General features: G+C 68.5%; 18 protein-coding genes. 10 read left to right on the top strand and 8 right to left on the bottom strand.

Annotated elements, in window-relative coordinates; genetic code table 11:
- Window positions 1-330 (bottom strand): VOC family protein (locus RMO04_RS04310; protein ID WP_309643564.1); only part of this gene is annotated, 330 nt, incomplete at its 3' end.
- Between the two features lie 63 nt (window positions 331-393).
- Window positions 394-1065: a histidine phosphotransferase ChpT gene (gene chpT, locus RMO04_RS04305; RefSeq protein WP_309643563.1), complete on the bottom strand. Its 672-nt coding sequence runs from the start codon at window positions 1063-1065 to the stop codon at window positions 394-396.
- Window positions 1066-1131: 66 nt separating this feature from the next.
- Here chpT and RMO04_RS04300 point away from each other — a divergent pair, with 66 nt between their 5' ends.
- Together RMO04_RS04300 and cysQ are read left to right on the top strand one after the other, a co-directional pair.
- Complete coding sequence (locus tag RMO04_RS04300) at window positions 1132-1329, top strand: DUF3553 domain-containing protein (RefSeq protein ID WP_309643562.1); 198 nt, start codon at window positions 1132-1134, stop codon at window positions 1327-1329.
- Complete coding sequence (gene cysQ, locus RMO04_RS04295) at window positions 1326-2087, top strand: 3'(2'),5'-bisphosphate nucleotidase CysQ (RefSeq protein ID WP_309643561.1); 762 nt, start codon at window positions 1326-1328, stop codon at window positions 2085-2087. The genes RMO04_RS04300 and cysQ overlap by 4 nt, the downstream gene beginning before the upstream one ends.
- On the opposite strand, the gene RMO04_RS04290 is transcribed toward cysQ, so the two are convergent.
- Entirely contained in the window at window positions 2084-2266 is a 183-nt protein-coding gene (locus RMO04_RS04290; protein ID WP_309643560.1) for a hypothetical protein, read from the bottom strand. The two genes, cysQ and RMO04_RS04290, sit on opposite strands and share 4 nt — an antisense overlap.
- A 170-nt stretch (window positions 2267-2436) precedes the next feature.
- Between RMO04_RS04290 and RMO04_RS04285 the strand changes: the two genes are divergently transcribed.
- The 7 genes from RMO04_RS04285 (at window position 2437) to RMO04_RS04255 (ending at window position 12760) form a co-directional block, all read left to right on the top strand.
- Window positions 2437-4899, top strand: coding sequence for a TonB-dependent receptor domain-containing protein (locus tag RMO04_RS04285; RefSeq protein ID WP_309643559.1), 2463 nt, complete (start codon window positions 2437-2439; stop codon window positions 4897-4899).
- Window positions 4900-4977: 78 nt separating this feature from the next.
- Window positions 4978-5658, top strand: coding sequence for a Fe2+-dependent dioxygenase (locus RMO04_RS04280; protein ID WP_309643558.1), 681 nt, complete (start codon window positions 4978-4980; stop codon window positions 5656-5658).
- Between the two features lie 53 nt (window positions 5659-5711).
- Complete coding sequence (locus RMO04_RS04275; RefSeq protein WP_309643557.1) at window positions 5712-6500, top strand: enoyl-CoA hydratase-related protein; 789 nt, start codon at window positions 5712-5714, stop codon at window positions 6498-6500.
- A gap of 46 nt (window positions 6501-6546) precedes the next feature.
- Entirely contained in the window at window positions 6547-7737 is a 1191-nt protein-coding gene (locus RMO04_RS04270) for an acyl-CoA dehydrogenase (protein WP_309643556.1), read from the top strand.
- Between the two features lie 131 nt (window positions 7738-7868).
- Window positions 7869-10517: a PAS domain S-box protein gene (locus tag RMO04_RS04265; RefSeq protein WP_309643555.1), complete on the top strand. Its 2649-nt coding sequence runs from the start codon at window positions 7869-7871 to the stop codon at window positions 10515-10517.
- A gap of 125 nt (window positions 10518-10642) precedes the next feature.
- Window positions 10643-11008, top strand: coding sequence for a hypothetical protein (locus RMO04_RS04260; RefSeq protein WP_309643554.1), 366 nt, complete (start codon window positions 10643-10645; stop codon window positions 11006-11008).
- Window positions 11009-11080: 72 nt separating this feature from the next.
- Window positions 11081-12760 (top strand): MFS transporter, encoded by a 1680-nt coding sequence (locus tag RMO04_RS04255; protein ID WP_309643553.1) that lies wholly within the window; start codon window positions 11081-11083, stop codon window positions 12758-12760.
- Here the strand turns inward: RMO04_RS04255 and RMO04_RS04250 are convergent.
- The 5 genes from RMO04_RS04250 to RMO04_RS04230 all read right to left on the bottom strand — a co-directional run bounded on the left by RMO04_RS04250 (window position 12757) and on the right by RMO04_RS04230 (window position 16078).
- Complete coding sequence (locus RMO04_RS04250; protein WP_309643552.1) at window positions 12757-13761, bottom strand: phosphotransferase; 1005 nt, start codon at window positions 13759-13761, stop codon at window positions 12757-12759. The genes RMO04_RS04255 and RMO04_RS04250 overlap by 4 nt on opposite strands.
- A 66-nt stretch (window positions 13762-13827) precedes the next feature.
- On the bottom strand, window positions 13828-14517 hold the full coding sequence (gene modB, locus RMO04_RS04245) for a molybdate ABC transporter permease subunit (RefSeq protein ID WP_309643551.1): 690 nt from the start codon (window positions 14515-14517) through the stop codon (window positions 13828-13830).
- Window positions 14514-15410, bottom strand: a complete 897-nt coding sequence (locus tag RMO04_RS04240) for an NAD(P)-dependent oxidoreductase (RefSeq protein ID WP_309643550.1) — start codon at window positions 15408-15410, stop codon at window positions 14514-14516. Before RMO04_RS04240 ends, modB begins: the two co-directional genes overlap by 4 nt.
- A 6-nt stretch (window positions 15411-15416) precedes the next feature.
- Window positions 15417-15725 (bottom strand): MliC family protein, encoded by a 309-nt coding sequence (locus RMO04_RS04235; protein WP_309643549.1) that lies wholly within the window; start codon window positions 15723-15725, stop codon window positions 15417-15419.
- The gene (locus RMO04_RS04230; protein ID WP_309643548.1) at window positions 15722-16078 is read right to left on the bottom strand and encodes a c-type cytochrome; all 357 of its coding nucleotides are present in this window, start codon (window positions 16076-16078) and stop codon (window positions 15722-15724) included. Before RMO04_RS04230 ends, RMO04_RS04235 begins: the two co-directional genes overlap by 4 nt.
- 129 nt (window positions 16079-16207) lie before the next feature.
- Here RMO04_RS04230 and RMO04_RS04225 point away from each other — a divergent pair.
- A partial coding sequence (locus RMO04_RS04225) for a 2Fe-2S iron-sulfur cluster-binding protein (RefSeq protein ID WP_309643547.1) occupies window positions 16208-16670 on the top strand: 463 nt, incomplete at its 3' end.

The raw sequence follows: 16670 nt of genomic DNA, 5'->3' as shown, positions 1-16670 counted from the left end.
GAACAGGACGCAGCCGTAGTAGTCCGGCGCGATGTCCGGGTGCGATCCGGCGGCGCGGACCGAAGTCGCGCCGGCCGCCAGCGCGGCGGCGTAGGCCTGGTCCACGGCCAGGCGTGAGTCGGCCGTGAAGGCGATGTGGGTTCCGAGGCCGGCGACGCGCTCGCCCTCCACCGGATAGAGCCAGAAGTCTCGCGTCGAGCCGCCCGGCCCATAGGCCAGCTCGTTGTCGGCGGCCCAGGCGTTGGCGCAGCCGAGCGGGGCGAAGAAGGCGTCGTAGAAGGTCCGCGCGGCGGCGAGATTCCGGACGCCGACGGAGAGATGATCGAACATGGAGGGACGCCCTTTGCGTGAAGCCTGGGGTCTAGTTGGGCGCCGCGCATCGGCCCCGCAAGGTCAACCCGGGATCGTCGCGACGAAGGTCACCTTCTCCTCGGTGACATCGGCCATGATCCGGCCGCCGGCGTCGCCGACGAACAGGTGAACGTAGTAGGCCTGGACCCAGTAGCCATGCAGTCCCTCGCCGGGTCCCTCGCCGCTGAGGCCTCGTAGCACCTCGGGCCGGAGACGCGCCTTGGGACCCGTGGCCTCGACGGCGATCGCCATGCCCGCGCCTTTGGCCACGGCGCGAATGCGGGCCACGCCGCCGGTGGGCAGGGCCGCGCCGGCCATCTGGGCCAGGTTCAGCAGAGTGCGCGCGGCGGCCTTGCTCACGGCTGGAGGCTCGACCTGCCAGTCCAGTTCGGCGCGCATGTGGGTGAAGAGCGCGGCCGACAGCTTGTGGAGTTCCCGCGCGTCGAAGGTCTCGGCCGAGGCCGAGGCGCCGAACGCCACGCGGGTGAAGGAGAGCAGGTCAGCCAGCTTGCGGGCCGAGCCCTGAATGAGGCCCATGGCCTCTTCCTTCATGTCCTGGGCGCTGGGATCTTCCAGCAGGTCCAGGCCCGAGACGATGGCGCTGGCCGGACTGATGAAGTCGTGACACATGCGCGCGGCCAGATAGGCCGCCACCTCGGCGGTGTTCGGCGGGGCCTTGGGTTCGGTGGGGGCGGGGGCGTCAAGGTCGGTCATGAGAAGCTGAACTTGGTCTGATTTGGCCCTTTGGCAAACCGGGCGGGCGCTCTACAGAACGCGGCCATGAGCGGTCCCGATCCCTTCCTGGAGCCCGGCGTGCTGGTAAGGCACCCCACCCTGGACGACTGGGGACTGGGTCAGGTGCAGTCGGTGGCGGGGCGCAAGGTGACAGTGAACTTCGAGAACATGGGCAAGCAGGTGATCGACGCCTCCGTCGTGACCCTAATCTTCATCGGCGACGATCCGCGCGAGGCCCGATGAGCAACGACATCGGCGCGGCCCTGGCCGACATCTGCGAAGAGGCCGCCGCCCTCATCCTGCCGCTGTGGAAATCGGGCCTGACCGTCTTCTCCAAGGCCGACGAGAGCCCCGTCACCGAGGCCGACCGCCAGGGCGAGGCCCTGATCGTCGCGCGGCTGACCGCGCTCTATCCCGACATTCCGGTGATCTCGGAGGAGGACGCCAGCGAGTTCGGCACGCCTGACGCCATCGGGCCGCGCTTCTTCCTGGTCGACCCCGTGGACGGCACCAAGGCCTTCGTGCGCGGCGACCCCAACTTCACGGTCAATATCGGCCTGATCGAGAATGGCCGGCCGGTCGCCGGCGCGGTCTGCGCGCCCGCTACCGACGAGACCTGGTTCACCTCCGGCGGCGAGGCGCTGAAGCGTCGGGCTGGCGGCGCGGCCCACCCCGTCCGGGTACGGCCTTGGCCGCAAGGCGCGGCCGTGGCCCTGATCAGCCACACCATGAAGCCGGAGACGGCGGACAAGCTCGCCCAGGAATACGGCTTCGACCTGCGCGAGCCGATGGATTCCTCGATCAAGTTCTGCCGGATCGCCGAGGGCGCGGCCGACATCTATCCCCGCCAGGGGCCGACGATGGAGTGGGACGTGGCGGCCGGACACGCCGTTCTGGAGGCGGCCGGCGGCGTGATGACCACGCCCGAGGGTCAGGCCTTCAGGTACGGAAAGGCGACCGAGGGCTTTCGGAACGGCTGGTTCGTCGCCAAGGCCGGCTAGGCGGCTCGCGGCGAATCCTGAGCGAAAGCCGGCGCCTCGGCGATCGGCGTGAGCTGGCGCTGGTCGAGGGCATGGGCGCCCCCGCCGAGCAGCAGGTAGCCGACAAAGCCGACGGCGAAACCGATTGCGGCAAGCCACAGGAACGGCCGGGCGGCGACCAACGGGTTGACGGCATGCATGGTCTATCCTCCGGCGAGGCGTGCGCTTACGCACGATAACGGCCGAGAACCGCGCCCGGTTGCGCGTCGCAACTAGTTGCGAATAATTCTCATTGCCAAGACTCCCGCGCACTTTTAAGAACGCCTCTCAATTGCAAGGGCGCAGCAGGCGTCGAGTTCCGGGGCGAGTGATGAAGGTGGTATCCAAGGGCGTTTCGGCGAAGGCCAAGCGCGCGTTCTCGATGGCGGCGGTAGCCGGCGTGGCGGGACTTTCACTGGGCCAGGCGGCCTGGGCGGCTGACGACGCGGCCATGGCGACGGCGGCCGACGACCAAGCCAACACGGTGTCCGGCGTCGACGTCACCGCGGTGAGAAAGCAGCTGGATTCGCCCAAGTACACCGCCCAGCCCCTCAACAACCCGCAGACCGTGACGGTGGTGCCGCAGGGCGTCATCCAGGCCCAGAACCTGCTGTCCCTGCGCGACATCCTCTCGACCGTGCCCGGGATCACCTTCGGCGCCGGCGAAGGCGGCGGCGGCTTCGGCGACTCCATCAACCTGCGCGGCTATTCGGCCAACAACGACATCACCATCGACGGCGTCCGCGACAGCGCCCAGTACAGCCGCTCGGACCCCTTCAACATCGAGCAACTCGAAGTCACCAATGGCGCCAACGGTGTCTATTCCGGCTCGGGTTCGGTGGGCGGCACGATCAATATGGTCTCCAAGCGCCCCACCGGCCGCGACTCCACCACCGTCTCCGGCGGCCTGGGCACGAATGGCTATCTACGCGGAACCGCCGACGCCAATTTCGTGGTGAGCGACAGCATCGCCGTGCGGCTGAACGTCATGGCCCACAAGAACGACGCGCCGGGTCGGGACGTGGAGACCTTCGAACGCTGGGGCTTCGCGCCGTCGATCATCGTCGGACTGGACGGCCCCACGACATTCACCGCCATGTACTTCCACCAGGAGGACGAGAACACGCCCCAGTACGGCGTGCCGTTCTATAACGGCCGCGCTCTGCCCGGCGTCGATCCCGCGAACTACTACGGCTACGGCAATCTCGACACCCAGGAGCAGACAGTCGACATCCTGACCGGCATCCTGGAGCACCGCTTCAGCGAGAGCGTGTCGATCCGCAACCTGACCCGGTACCAGAAGGTGAGCCAGCTCATCGTCGTCGACCCGCCGCAGGGGACCTACTGCCTGGCCAACGGCCAGAAGCCCGTCGCCTGGAGCCAGTCGACCACCGCGACCAACATCACCGGGTTCACCGCCTGCCTGGCCAGCGATCCGGCGCCGGGCTTCTACCAGCCCAGTGGTCCGCGCGGCACCTATCGCGACAGCGAAAACACCCTGTTCATCAACCAGACCGATCTCACCCTGAACTTCGAGACCGGCGGCCTGCGCCACACCCTGGTGGCCGGCGTGGCGATCACATCGGAGACCTTCGAGCTCGCCAACGGCAATGTGCAGCGCAATCCCAACGGCACGGCGGTCGCCCTGCCGCCGATGAACATCGCCAACCCGAACACGACCTATACGGGGCCGATCAACTTCATCCGGGGCGGCGGCGCGGCGCCTTCGGGCACGCCGCTGTCCTTCCCGGCCGGCGCCCAGGACGGCGAGCGCGAGAACCAGGCGGTCTACCTCTTCGACAACATCGAGTTCGGCGAGACGTGGGCCTTCAACTTCGGCCTGCGCTACGAGCACAACAAGGGCGAGAACATCTCCTCCTACTACACCTCGGCCGGCTTCCTCCCGAACCCCTCGGGCGGCATGGCGCCCGGCCCGGCCTCGCCCGGCGCGCCGGGCGGCGTACGCAGCGGCCAGGGCCCGCTGTTCAAGAACGAGGCCGACCAGTTCTCCTACCGCTTCGGCCTGGTCTACAAGCCGGCGCCGAACGCCAGCCTCTATATCGCCTATGGCAACTCCCAGACCCCGTCACAGGCGACCGTCAACGGCGCCGGCGCCTGCTCGCTGGCGACCTGCAACGTCGATCCGGAAGAGGCCGAGAACATCGAGATCGGCGGCAAGTGGGACGTGGCCGGCCGCCTGTCCCTGACCGCGGCGATCTTCCGCAACGAGCGGACCAACTACAAGGTCCCCTCCGGCGATCCCACCGTGCCCGACCAGGTGCTTGACGGCAGTGCGAGGGTCGATGGCCTCACGCTGGGCGCCTCGGGACGCATCACCGACGCCTGGTCGGTGTTCGCCAACTACACCTATCTCGACTCCGAAGTCCTGCAGGGCGCCTCGCGGTTCAACGCCGCCCTGGGCCTCGACTTCACCAAGGGCGACCCGCTGACCAGCGTACCCGACCACGCCTTCAGCCTGTTCACCACCTATGACCTGCCGAACGACATCCAGATCGGCTACGGCCTGACCTATCAGGGCGAATACTACCTGACCCAGCACGCACAGATCACGGGCTCGGTCCCGCCGGCGCGCACCACCATTCCGCTGGTGGAGGCCGAGTCCTACTGGCTGCACCGCGCCACGGTGTCCTGGCGGCCGACCCAGGCCCTGGAGCTGCGGCTCAACGTCAACAACCTGTTCGACGAGCTCTACTACAACCGCGGCCGCAACAATGGCTGGGCAACGCCGGGCGATCGGCGAAACGCGACCTTGACGGCGAACTACCGGTTCTGATCCTCCCCCATAGAACCGGTCCGGCCGCGCCCCGCCCGTCCCCACGGGCGGGGCGCGCTTAATTCGAGGTCCCGCGCCATGATGCTGCACATCCCCGAGGTCCTCTCGCAGGGCGAACTCGACAGGGTGCGGGCGTTGATCGAGGCCGGGCCCTGGGTGGACGGCAACGAGACCTCCGGGTTCCAGTCGGCTCTGGCCAAGGACAACCTGCAACTGGCCGAAGGCTCGGCGCCCGCCCTGGAGGCCGGCGCCCTGATCGCAGCGGCGGTGGGCCGCCATCCGCTGTTCGTCGCCGGCGCCCTGCCCGCCTCCGTCTTCCCGCCGATGTTCAACCGCTATGGTCCGGGGAAGAAGTTCGACAGCCACGTCGACAACGCCATCCGCATCAATAGGACCGGCCAGCGCCTGCGCGCCGACCTGTCGGCGACGCTCTTTCTTTCCGCGCCAGACGACTATGAGGGGGGCGAACTGACGGTCGACGACACCTTCGGGGTCCACCAGGTGAAGCTCGCGGCGGGCGACTTGATCCTCTATCCGTCGAGCAGTCTGCACCGGGTGGAGCCGATCATCCGCGGCCAGCGGACCTCCGCCATCCTGTGGATCCAGAGCCTGGTGCGCGACGACGCCAAGCGGACCCTGCTGTTCGACATGGACATGGCCATCCAGAACGCCGGCGCGCGGTTGGGCCAGGACGATCCGGCGGTGATCTCGCTCACCGGCGGCTATCACAACCTCCTGCGCATGTGGGCGGAGCTCTAGGCGTCCGCGCCCAACTGGCCCAGACTTCCGGAAAATCAGCGGGAGGGGCGCACATGGCCTACGAGACCATCACCTACGAGACGCGCGGCCAGGTCGGCGTGCTGACCCTCAACCGCCCCGAAAAGCTGAACGCCATCTCCGCCGAGCTGCGGCGCGACGTGCACGCGGCCTTCGCGGAGGCTCGCGAGGACGACGGCGTGCGGGCCCTGGTCATGACGGGAGCCGGGCGCGGCTTCTGTTCCGGCGCCGACCTCACCGGCGGCGTGCCCGAGACCGACGTCTCACAGGCCGGACGCCTCGACGAGATGGGCTGGGTCGGCCGCTGGGCGCGACTGTTCCACGATTTCGACAAGCCGCTGATCGGGGCGATCAACGGGGTCTGCGCCGGCGCCGGCATGAGCGCGGCGCTCGCCTGCGACGTGCGCATCGGCGGCCCGGGCGCGCGGTTCAAGACCACCTTCGCCGAACGCAACCTGTCGCCGGATTCCGGCCTTTCCTGGTTCCTGCCGCGCATCGTCGGCTACGCCGCGGCGGCCGACCTGATCTTCACCAGCCGGATGGTCGAGGCGGCCGAAGCCCGGGAGCTCGGGCTGCTCAACCGGCTGGTCGACGGCGATCTCGTCGAGGCCGCCGTGGCCTATGGCGAACAGATGGCCCAGTGGCCGCCGCTGGCCATCCGCTCCTCCAAGCGCGTGCTGCAGAACAGTCAGGACGCCGACCTGGAACAGGCGCTGAAGTACGAGTCCGTCGGCCTCGGCTTCTCCCGCCGTTCGCCCAATGACGCCAAGGAGTCCATCGCCTCGTTCCGGGAGAAGCGCAAAGGCGTCTACACGGGCACGTAAAATGGCGTCATAAGGCGCTCGAAGTATCCCTCCAAGGAGACGCGCCATGGCCCTGGACGCCGCCGAGACCCAGAAGACCTTCAACTGGGAAGACCCCCTGGACCTGGCCGCCCGCCTCACCGAGGAGGAGCGCATGGTCTGGGACGCGGCGCGATCCTACGCCCGTGAAAAACTGCTGCCCCGGGTGGTCTCGGCCTATGCCGACGAGCGGTTCGACCGTGAGATCATGACCGAGATGGGCGCGCTGGGCTTCCTGGGCGCGACCCTGCCGGAGAAGTACGGCGGGGCTGGGGTCAGCCATGTGGCCTACGGCCTGATCGCACGTGAGATCGAGGCGGTGGACAGCGGCTACCGCTCGGCCATGAGCGTGCAGTCCTCGCTGGTCATGTACCCGATCTACGCCTTCGGCTCGGAAGAGCAGAAGATGAAGTATCTGCCGGCCATGGCGCGCGGCGAGATCGTCGGCTGCTTCGGCCTGACCGAGGCCGACGGCGGGTCCGACCCGGCCTCCATGCGCACGGTGGCGAAGAAGACCGATGGCGGCTACGTGCTCTCGGGCTCCAAGATGTGGATCACCAATTCGCCGATCGCCGACGTCTGCCTGGTCTGGGCCAAGCTGGACGGGACCATCCGGGGCTTCCTGGTCGACCGCGGGTCCAAGGGCTTGGAGACGCCGAAGATCCTCAACAAACTGTCCTTGCGCGCCTCGGTCACCGGCGAGATCTCGCTCAGCGACGTCTTCGTGCCGGAGAACATGATGATGCCCGGCGTCAGCGGCCTGCGCGGTCCGTTCTCGTGCCTCAACAAGGCCCGCTACGGGATAAGTTGGGGCGCCATGGGCGCCGCGGAGTTCTGCCTGCACGCCAGCCGCGAATACACCCAGACCCGCAAGGTGTTCGGCAAGCCGCTGGCCGCCCGCCAGCTCGTTCAGAAGAAGCTGGCCGACATGCAGACCGAGATCGCGCTGGGCTTCGAAGGCGCCCTGGCTCTGGGTCGCCTGCTCGACCAGGGCGCCTGGGTGCCGGAAGCCATCAGCCTGATGAAGCGCAACAACTGCGGCAAGGCCCTGGCCATCGCCCGCGAGGCTCGCGACATCCACGGCGGCAACGGGATCTCCGGCGACTACCACGTGATGCGCCACGCCGCGAACTTGGAGACCGTCAACACCTACGAGGGCGCTCACGACGTTCACGCCCTGATCCTGGGTCGCGCCATCACCGGCGAGAACGCCTTCTAGGCGCAACTTTGCCGATTATCGCGCGCCGCTCAAACGTTACGTTTACCGGCTGTGGCTAGGCTCCGCCCGAACTCAGGGGACGGGGCATGCCCAAAGCGCGAGCGCAAAGCACGCCAAGGGAAAACGGGGCGATGATCCAGTGGCTGTTCGAGAACAGCCGCGAAGTCATGTTCGTCATCGGCCAGGACAAGTGCTTCGAGCTGGTCAATCCAGCCTTCGAGCGCGAGACCGGCTGGACCGAGGCCGAAATCCTGGGCCGACCCGCCCGCGAGATCATCCACAGCGGCGACATCGGCGAGGTCGAGGCGCACCTGGCCCGCCTGGCCGCCTTTGGCTTCAGCGACAACGCCTCTCGCGTGTTGATGAAGGACGGCAGCTTCCGCTGGTTCGACGGCCGCGCCCAGCTGACCGAAGACGGACGGATCATCGGCGTGGTGCGCGACGCGACAGCCGAGCGCGAGCGCGAGGCGGCGCTGGCCGAGGCCGAGCAGACCAGGATCATGCTGTCGACCACCGCCGGCATCGGGACCTGGACCTATGAGTCGGACGGCGACCGGGTGGAATGGTCCCAGGACATCCTCAACATCACCGGCTACCAGGCCGGAGACATCTCCGACAGCCACAGCTTCGAGGCGATCCTTCACCCTGACGACCTGGCCGCGGTTCAGGCGGCCTTCATCTCGGGCATCGTGAACGGTAAGTCGCAGGGCTTCGAGCACCGGATGCGCGCCAAGGACGGGCGCTGGACCTCCTGGCGCGTGACCTTCCACGCCGAGCCTCGACCCAGCGGCGCCTACGCTCTCAAAGGCGTCTCCCAGGACATCACCGAGCTGGTCCAGGCCCGAGACGCGGCGCTGCGCAGCGAGCAGCAGATCCGCCAACTCATCGAAAGCGCGCCCTTCTCCGTGGCCATGTTCGACAAGGACCTACGCTACATGGTCGTGTCGGGAAGCTGGCGAGAGGCCTTCAAGCTGGCCGATCGGGAGCACATCGGCCTCTCCATGAAGACGGTGTTCCCCACCGCGCCGAAACGACTGACCCGCGCGCAGGATCGCGCCCTGGCCGGCGAGGTCGTCTCTTGCAAGGAAGACCGCTTCACCGACAGCCAGGGGACCCGTCATTGGGTCCGCTGGGACGCCCGCCCCTGGCGCGACACCGATGGCCAGGTGCAGGGCGTCATCTGCTATGTCGACGACATCTCCGTCCAGGCCCAGGCACGGCAGGAAGCCCAGGCCGCCGCCCGGCGCCTGAAGCTGGCCCTCGATGCCGCCGAGGCCGGCGTGTATGAGATCGACCACGTCCACAAGACGTTCTGGGCCAGCCCAGAGTTCAAGAAACTCGTCGGGTCGCAAGGCGCCACCTACGACGAGGCGGTCGCCCTCAACTATCCCCGTTTCCATAGCGACGACCTCGACCAGGTTCGCAGCGCCTTCGGCGAGATCCGAGACGGCAAGCGCGTGGCCGGCGAGGCCTTCGAGGCCCGGGCGGTCACCGACGACGGCCAGGAACGCTGGATCCGCGTGTTCCACCATCTGAAGACCGACCGCAAAGGCAAGTGGCTGAAAGGCGTCGGCCTGGTGCAGGACTTCGATGCGCGCAAGCGCCAGGAGCTGGACCTGATCGAAGCCCAGCGCGCGGCCCAGGCGGCGAGCGAGGCCAAGGCCGCCTTCCTGGCCAATATGAGCCATGAGATCTGTACGCCGATGAACGGCGTCATGGGCGTGCTGCACCTGCTGAAGTCCGAGGCGTTGTCCAGCGACGGCCGCAAGATGCTGGAAGAGGCGCTGTCCTGCGGACAGATGCTGGCCGAACTTCTGAACGACGTGATCGACTTCTCGAAGATCGAGGCGGGCCGCCTGGAGCTGGCCTGCGAGCCGGTCGACCCGCGCGCCCTGATCGAAGGCGTCGCACGCCTGCTGCGTCCGCAGGCTCAGGCCAAGGGTCTGGCGCTGAACGTGGAGATCGCCGACGACCTGGGCTGGGTTCGCACCGACCCGGTCCGGCTGCGCCAGGCGTTGTTCAACCTGATCGGCAATGCGGTGAAGTTCACCCTCAAGGGCCAGGTCACCGTGCGCGCCAGCCTTAAGGCCGGCCCTTCCGAACCCGTGCTCAGGCTGGAAGTGGCCGACACCGGCATCGGCATTCCGGAGGCTGTCCAGCCGAGGATTTTCCAGCGCTTCGACCAGGGCGACGCCTCCACCACGCGACAGTTCGGCGGCTCCGGCCTCGGCCTGACCATCACCCAGCGACTGGCTGAGATTCTGGGCGGCGGCGTGGGCTTCGCGTCGACCCAGGGCGTGGGCTCGATCTTCTGGCTGGAGGTCGCCGCCCCCGTGGCTGAGGCGGCAGTCGCCGAGATCGAAGCCGCCGAGCCCTATCTGGAGGGCCTTCGCGTCCTGGTCGTCGAGGACAACGCCACCAACCGGATGATCGTCACCAAGCTGCTGGAGAACCTGGGCGCCGTGGTCCAGACCGCCGCCGACGGCCTGCTGGGCGTCGAGGCCGCCGCCGTGGGCGGCTTCGACCTGATCCTTATGGATGTCCAGATGCCCGGCATTGACGGACTGGAAGCCAGCCGCCGCATCCGCGCCCTGGGCGGCCCCGTCGCCTCCACCCCGATCGTGGCCCTCACCGCCAACGTCCTCTCCCACCAGCGCCAGGCCTATCTGGAGGCCGGCATGGACGGGGTGGTTGGCAAGCCCATCTCGCCCAGCGCCTTGCTGGCGGAGATCGCCCGGCTGAGCGGGACAATGCCGGCCGCGGACGAGGCGGCGGCCTAGCCCTGTTGCAAGAGGTCGACCGAGTGACATTTGGGAGCAGAGCGGCGGGACACGCGCCGGTTGCGAAGGTTCTGATTGAAGGGGCTAGGCCTGCCCGGCGACGAGGCGGCTTCGCACTTGCCGTCGTGGCTGCGACCCTCGGCTTCCTCTGCTCAAGCCTCATCATCGCAACCTGGGCAGTGATGACGTCTGCGCAGACCAGCTACACGATCGTGGCGCTTGTCGCGTTCACCGCGTTGAAGGCTGGACCGATGGCGATCGCACTCTTCGCAATCGGATTCGGGATCGGCGATGTGAGCCTAAGGGCGCTGCGCATCGGCGGACGATTTGCATACACAGCAGTCTGCGGTCCAGCCCCCCTGACATTGCTGTTGGCTAGCTTTGCGCTCGTGTCGAAGGACGTGTCGCCATCCTACTACATCGGAATGCTTCTGCCCGGCGGATTACTCGGGGCGGCCGTGCTTGGCGGCTTTCGCGCAAAGCGGCGCTAGGTCCCGATCTCAGTCCTTCCACACCCGAGTTCCGCGCGTTAGACCTGTCCCCAAGTTTCGGGGGAGAGAAGCATGGCGGAGATCGCCGCGGATACGACGGATACGGCGGAAAAGAAGCCTGCCTCGCTGCGCACGGTGGTGGCGGCGTCGGCCGCCGGGACCACCTTCGAGTGGTACGATTTCTTCGTCTTCGGCAGCCTGATCCAGGTCATATCCAAGACCTTCTTCTCCGGCCTCAGCGACACCGCCGGCTATATCGCAGCCCTGGCCCTGTTCGGCGCGGGCTTCCTGTTCCGCCCCGTGGGGGCGCTGGTGTTCGGCCGCATCGGCGACAAGACCGGGCGTAAGGGCGCGTTCCTCGTGACCGTCGTGCTGATGGGCGGGGCGACCTTCGCTATCGGCCTGCTGCCGACCTACGCCCAGGCCGGGCTGTGGGCGCCGGGCCTGTTGGTGCTGATGCGCATCCTGCAAGGATTCGCGCTGGGCGGGGAGTACGGCGGCGCGGCGATCTACGTCGCCGAGCACGCGCCGCCGAACGCCCGGGGCCGCGCCACGAGCTGGGTGCAGACCTCTGCGGCCTTCGGCCTGTTCGGCGCCCTGCTGGTGATCCTCATCACCCGGCTGGTCGTGGGCAATCTGTATGGGCCGGAGGCCTTCGACGCCTGGGGCTGGCGCATTCCATTCCTGTTTTCCGCCGGCCTTCTGGCCGTCTCCATCTGGATGCGCCTGAAGCTCACCGAGAGCCCGGCCTTCGCCAAGATGAAATCCGAGGGCGGCGGTTCGGCCGCGCCCTACCAGGAATCCTTCGGCCAGTGGAAGAACCTGAAGATCGTGCTCCTGGCCCTGGCGGCCATCATGTCGGCCCAGGGCGCGGTCTGGTACACGGCCTTCTTCTACACCCAGACCTTCATGGAGAAGTTCCTGAAGGTCGAGCCCGCCACCATCAACCTGCTGATGATGAGCGCCACGGCGGTGAGCGCGATCTTCTACGTCGTCTTCGGCTGGCTGTCGGACAAGGTCGGCCGCAAGAAGGTGATGCTGTTCGGCATGACCCTGATGCTGGTGGCTTATTTCCCAGGCTTCCACATGCTGGCCCGCACGGCCAATCCGGCGCTCGCCGAGGCCGAGGCCCGCACGCCCGTCGTGGTGGTGGCCGACCCCGCCGACTGTTCGCTGCAATTCGACCCGGTGGGCAAGGCGTCCTTCACCTCCTCCTGCGACATCGCCAAGAGCACGCTGGCCAACGCGGGGGTGTCCTATTCCAACCAGACCGCGCCCGCCGGAACGCCGGCGCTGGTCAAGATCGGCGAGACCGTGGTCGCCTCGGCGTCGGCCTCGGGCCTGGCGAAGGATGAGGCCAAGACCGTCAAGACCGGCGTCGAGACCTCCATCAAGGCCGGCCTCGCGGCCGCCGGATATCCCGCCAAGGCCGATCCCGCCCGCATGAACCTGCCCGGCGTCTTCGCCGTGCTGTTTGTCTTCGTGATCGCCGCCACGGCCCTGTTCGGCCCCATCGCCGCGACGCTGGTCGAGCTGTTCCCGACCCGCATCCGCTACACGGCGATGTCGCTGCCCTATCACATCGGCACCGGCTGGATCGGCGGCTTCGTGCCCTTCACCGCCTTCGCCATCGTGGCGGCGACGGGGGATATCTATTCCGGCCTCTGGTACCCCTTCGGCTTCACCCTGCTGTCGGTCCTGACCTGCTTCTTCCTGTTGCCGGAGACCAACGGGCGATCGCTGGACGACTAGGCGGCGACCAGCGCAAGCGCCTCGGTGAAACGCCCGGAGCGCAGGCCCTCCAGCGCTGCGTTCAGGCGCGCCTTGCCGTAGGCGAGGCGGCCGCGCCAGGGTTCCAGCGCGAAGTCGCCCGTCCCCAAGGCCTCGTGGATCTCGGCGAGGCGGGGCGCCTCAAGGCTCGTCTCGCGCAGGTCCGGCCGCTCGGCGGCGACTCCGCTCAGCATGATCACGCCATAGAAGACGTGATTGATCTGGCGCATCAGGAACAGCCGCGCCTGACGCTCGGCGTCGGGCGTCTCGCCGAAGTAGGTCCGCGCCAGCAGCGCCTCCTCCTCCGGTGTATGGGCGAAGACATTGGCGAGCGTCGCCAGGTCCACATAGCGGTCGGCCAGGAACGACGACTCCCAATCGACCAGCCATAGCCGCGCGCCGTCATAGAGGATGTTGCGTGGGTTCAGGTCGTTGTGGCTGGACACCCGGTCGCCGTCGGCTGTCCGGTAGCCGGCTCGCAAGAGCGCGTACCGCGCCCAAAGCTCCTCAAGCGCGGCCGGCGCGATCAGGCCGCCGGCTAGGAAAGCCGCGATGAGCCCGTCCATCCCGTCCATGTAGTCGACCAGCGGCGGGAAGGCCGGCGCGTCATGCAGGGCGCGGATCGTCTGGGCGGCCTCGACGATCAGGTCGTCGCGGGTCCCCAGATAGTCCAGCGAGAGCGACTGCTCCTCGATGAAGTCCATGATCGCCACGCCGTCGGCGGCGTCGGCGTAGCGGATCCGAGGCGCCAGATAGGCCGCCGCCGCCGTGCGCATGCAGCCGTACCAGCGGTCCGGATCGCGGAAGGCGTCGCGGCTTCCCTCGACCCTCAGCAGATAGGCGATGCCGCCCACCCGGATCTTGTAGATCGCCGCGCCGGACAGCCCGCCGGTGAGCGGCCTGACGGAGTCGAGCGCCGTCGTCCCAAAGGCCGCGGTCAGGCCGCGGTCGATAGCGGGGCGTTTGGCTTCGGGAATGGACATGACGAGCTCCAAGAAAGCCGTCTTTTTATCCGGATATAATATCGAGTCAATAATACCCGGATAATATTATCCGGAGCCTCGTGAGGTGCGCCCCGCCCAGCGGCCGACGGCGTCGGAGACCAGCACGGCGGTGATGGCGATCGCGGCGGCGACGAGGCACAGGGCCGCGGCGCGAGCTTCACCGCCCGGCGACTGCGTGGCGCCGTAGATCGCCGCCGGCAGGGTCAGGGTCTCGCCTGGAATGGCCGCCACGAAGGTGATGGTCGCGCCGAATTCGCCCAGCGCCTTGGCGAAGCCCAGGATCGCGCCGGCCGCCACGCCGGGGGCCGCGAGCGGCACGGTGATCCGGAAGAACCGGGTGAAGGCGCCGGCGCCCAGGGTCAGGGCGACCTCGTCGACCTCACGGTCAATGGCCTCGATGGCCAGGCGCATGGGTCGCACCATCAGCGGAAAGGCCATGATCCCGGCGGCCAGGGCCGCGCCGGTCCAGTCGAAGGCGAAGACGATACCGACCTTTTCCAGCGCCGCCCCGATGGGGCCGCGCCGGCCGAACAGCAGCAGCAGGACATAGCCCGTCGCCACCGGCGGCAGGACCAGCGGCAGGGTGACGACGGCGTCCAGCACCACCCGCGCGGCGAAGCGACCCCGGGCCTGGGCGAGGGCGGCGGCCAGGGCCAGGGGCATCCCGAACAAGGTGGCGGCGAGCGCAACCTTCAGCGAAAGCAGGACGGCGGCGAGATCTTCGGGACCGATCACGTGTCGGGCGCCGCCAACAGGACCTCGATGGCGGTTCCCGCCGCGGCCAGGACCTGGAGGTCGGCGGCGGCGGGCGGGCCGCAGATGACGCGGACGACGCGCAGGCCCGAGGCGGCCAGGGCGATGAGCTTGTCCGGCGTCGCGGCCTCTGGGGCGAGCCGTTCGGCGTCGCGGCGGGCCAGGGCCAGGATCTCCGGGTCGGCCTGGGCGTCGGCGGCCAGCACGTCGGCGGCGGCGAGCGCCCGGCTGGCGCGCAGGGTCAGCAGGTCGGCGGGACCGCGCCCGGCCACGAACTGCACCTTGCCCTGGGCGGAAGGTCCCTTGGCCAGGGCTTCCCGCAACAGCCGGGTCGCGGCCTCCATGTCGCCGGACTTGGCGGCGTCGGCGGCCGGGCCGGACAGGGCCTCGCGGAGGAAGGCGCGGCGGGCGGGCAACTCGGGCAACGCGGCGCGCACCTCGTCCTGCAGCAGGCGGAACAGGGCCGCCACACGGCCGGCGCCCTCCGGCACCCGCTGCTCGATGTCGTTGCGCAGCATGGCCGCCAGCATCGGCGAGGCGCCGCCGGTGCCGATCGCGGCCACCACCTCGCCTCGGTCGATCACCGAAGGCGTTGTGAAGTCGCACATGGCCGGGCGGTCGACCACGTTGACCAGCACGCCGGCCGCGCGCGCCGCGCGGGACGCCGCCTGGGCGTAGAGCTCGTCTTCCGTGGCGATGAAGGCCAGGATCGCCCCGGCGTACGAACCGGCGATGAAGGCCGCCGGACCCTCCAACCGCACGATGGTCGCGGGGGAGCCCGCGAACAGCCGCGCCTTGGCCTCGGCGGCCTCGCCGGCGCCGGCGATCACCACCTTGGCGCCGTGCAGCGGAATGAAGGCTGGGAAGGCGTCCACCTGAGCCTAGCCTGTCCGGCAGTCGCGATAGGGCCCGCCCGTGGCGCCCGTCAGCAGAGCCTGGTCGCCCTTGGTGGAGAGTTCCACCGGACCCTTGGCGTAGCGCGCGCCGGAGCCCGAACGCTCGTGGCTCAAGGTATAGGAGGTCCCACCGGCGCTCACCCGCGCCTTGTCGCCCGTCAGGTCATAGGCCGCGGTGAACCGCTTTCCGCCCGCGCAGGCATAGGCCATCGGCGCGTCGGTGGCGTCTTCGGGCATGGCGGTGGCGCAGCCGCCCAGCGCAACCAGCCCCGCCAGGGCGAAGACAGACCTCACTTCAGGGTCTTCAGATAGGCCGTGACCGCCGCGCGGTCGGCCGGATTGGTCACCGCCGCGAACATCTTGCCGCCGGGCGCGAACTTGCCCGGCGAGGCGAGGTAGGCGTCCAGACTGGCGTCGGTCCAGGTTCCGCCCTTGGCGATCAGAGCCGCCGAATACTTGTAGTCCGTCAGTCCGGCGATCTTGCGTCCCGCCACGCCGGCGAGACTCGGCCCCATCGCCGTGGACTTGGCGCCATGGCAGGTCTTGCACTGAAGCTGGAAGGTCTTGGCCCCGTCGGCGGCCAGGGCCGAGCCCGCGCCGGACAGGGCGACGAGCGCCGTGGCGAACAGGATTGCAGTCCGAGTCATTTCCATCTCCCGCCGATACGCTCCGATACCTAGCCGGTCGGCGCGCGAACCGCCACTTGGACCCACTTTACCCCACCAGCTAAACACTGTTAAGATTGCGTCGTTATCCGACATTGCGAGGGGTGCTCCATGGCCATGACGCTAGACGTGAATGGAAAATCCCTGGCCGTCACGGCCGCGCCCGATACGCCGCTGCTATGGGTGCTGCGGGATGAACTGGGCCTGACAGGCACCAAGTACGGCTGCGGGATCGCCCAGTGCGGGGCCTGCACGGTGCTCGCCAACGGTCAGCCGATACGCGCCTGCGCCATGCCGATCGAAGGCCTCGCGGGCATGAAGATCACCACCATCGAGAGCCTGGGCGGCGCCCATCCGGTGCAGGCGGCCTGGGTCAAGCACGACGTGCCGCAGTGCGGCTACTGCCAGTCGGGCCAGATCATGTCGGCGGTGGCCCTGCTCGCCGCCACCCCCAAGCCCACGGACGCCGACATCGACGGCGCCATGGATGGCAACATCTGCCGCTGCGGGACCTATCAGCGGATTCGCGCGGCCATCAAGGACGCCGCGGGCCTCGCCCCGGTCGCTCCGGCGG

Origin of the sequence: Phenylobacterium sp. (assembly GCF_031412415.1) — a bacterium.
In the GTDB taxonomy this organism is placed as follows: domain Bacteria; phylum Pseudomonadota; class Alphaproteobacteria; order Caulobacterales; family Caulobacteraceae; genus Phenylobacterium.
This window is presented reverse-complemented; position numbering and strand designations above follow the sequence as displayed.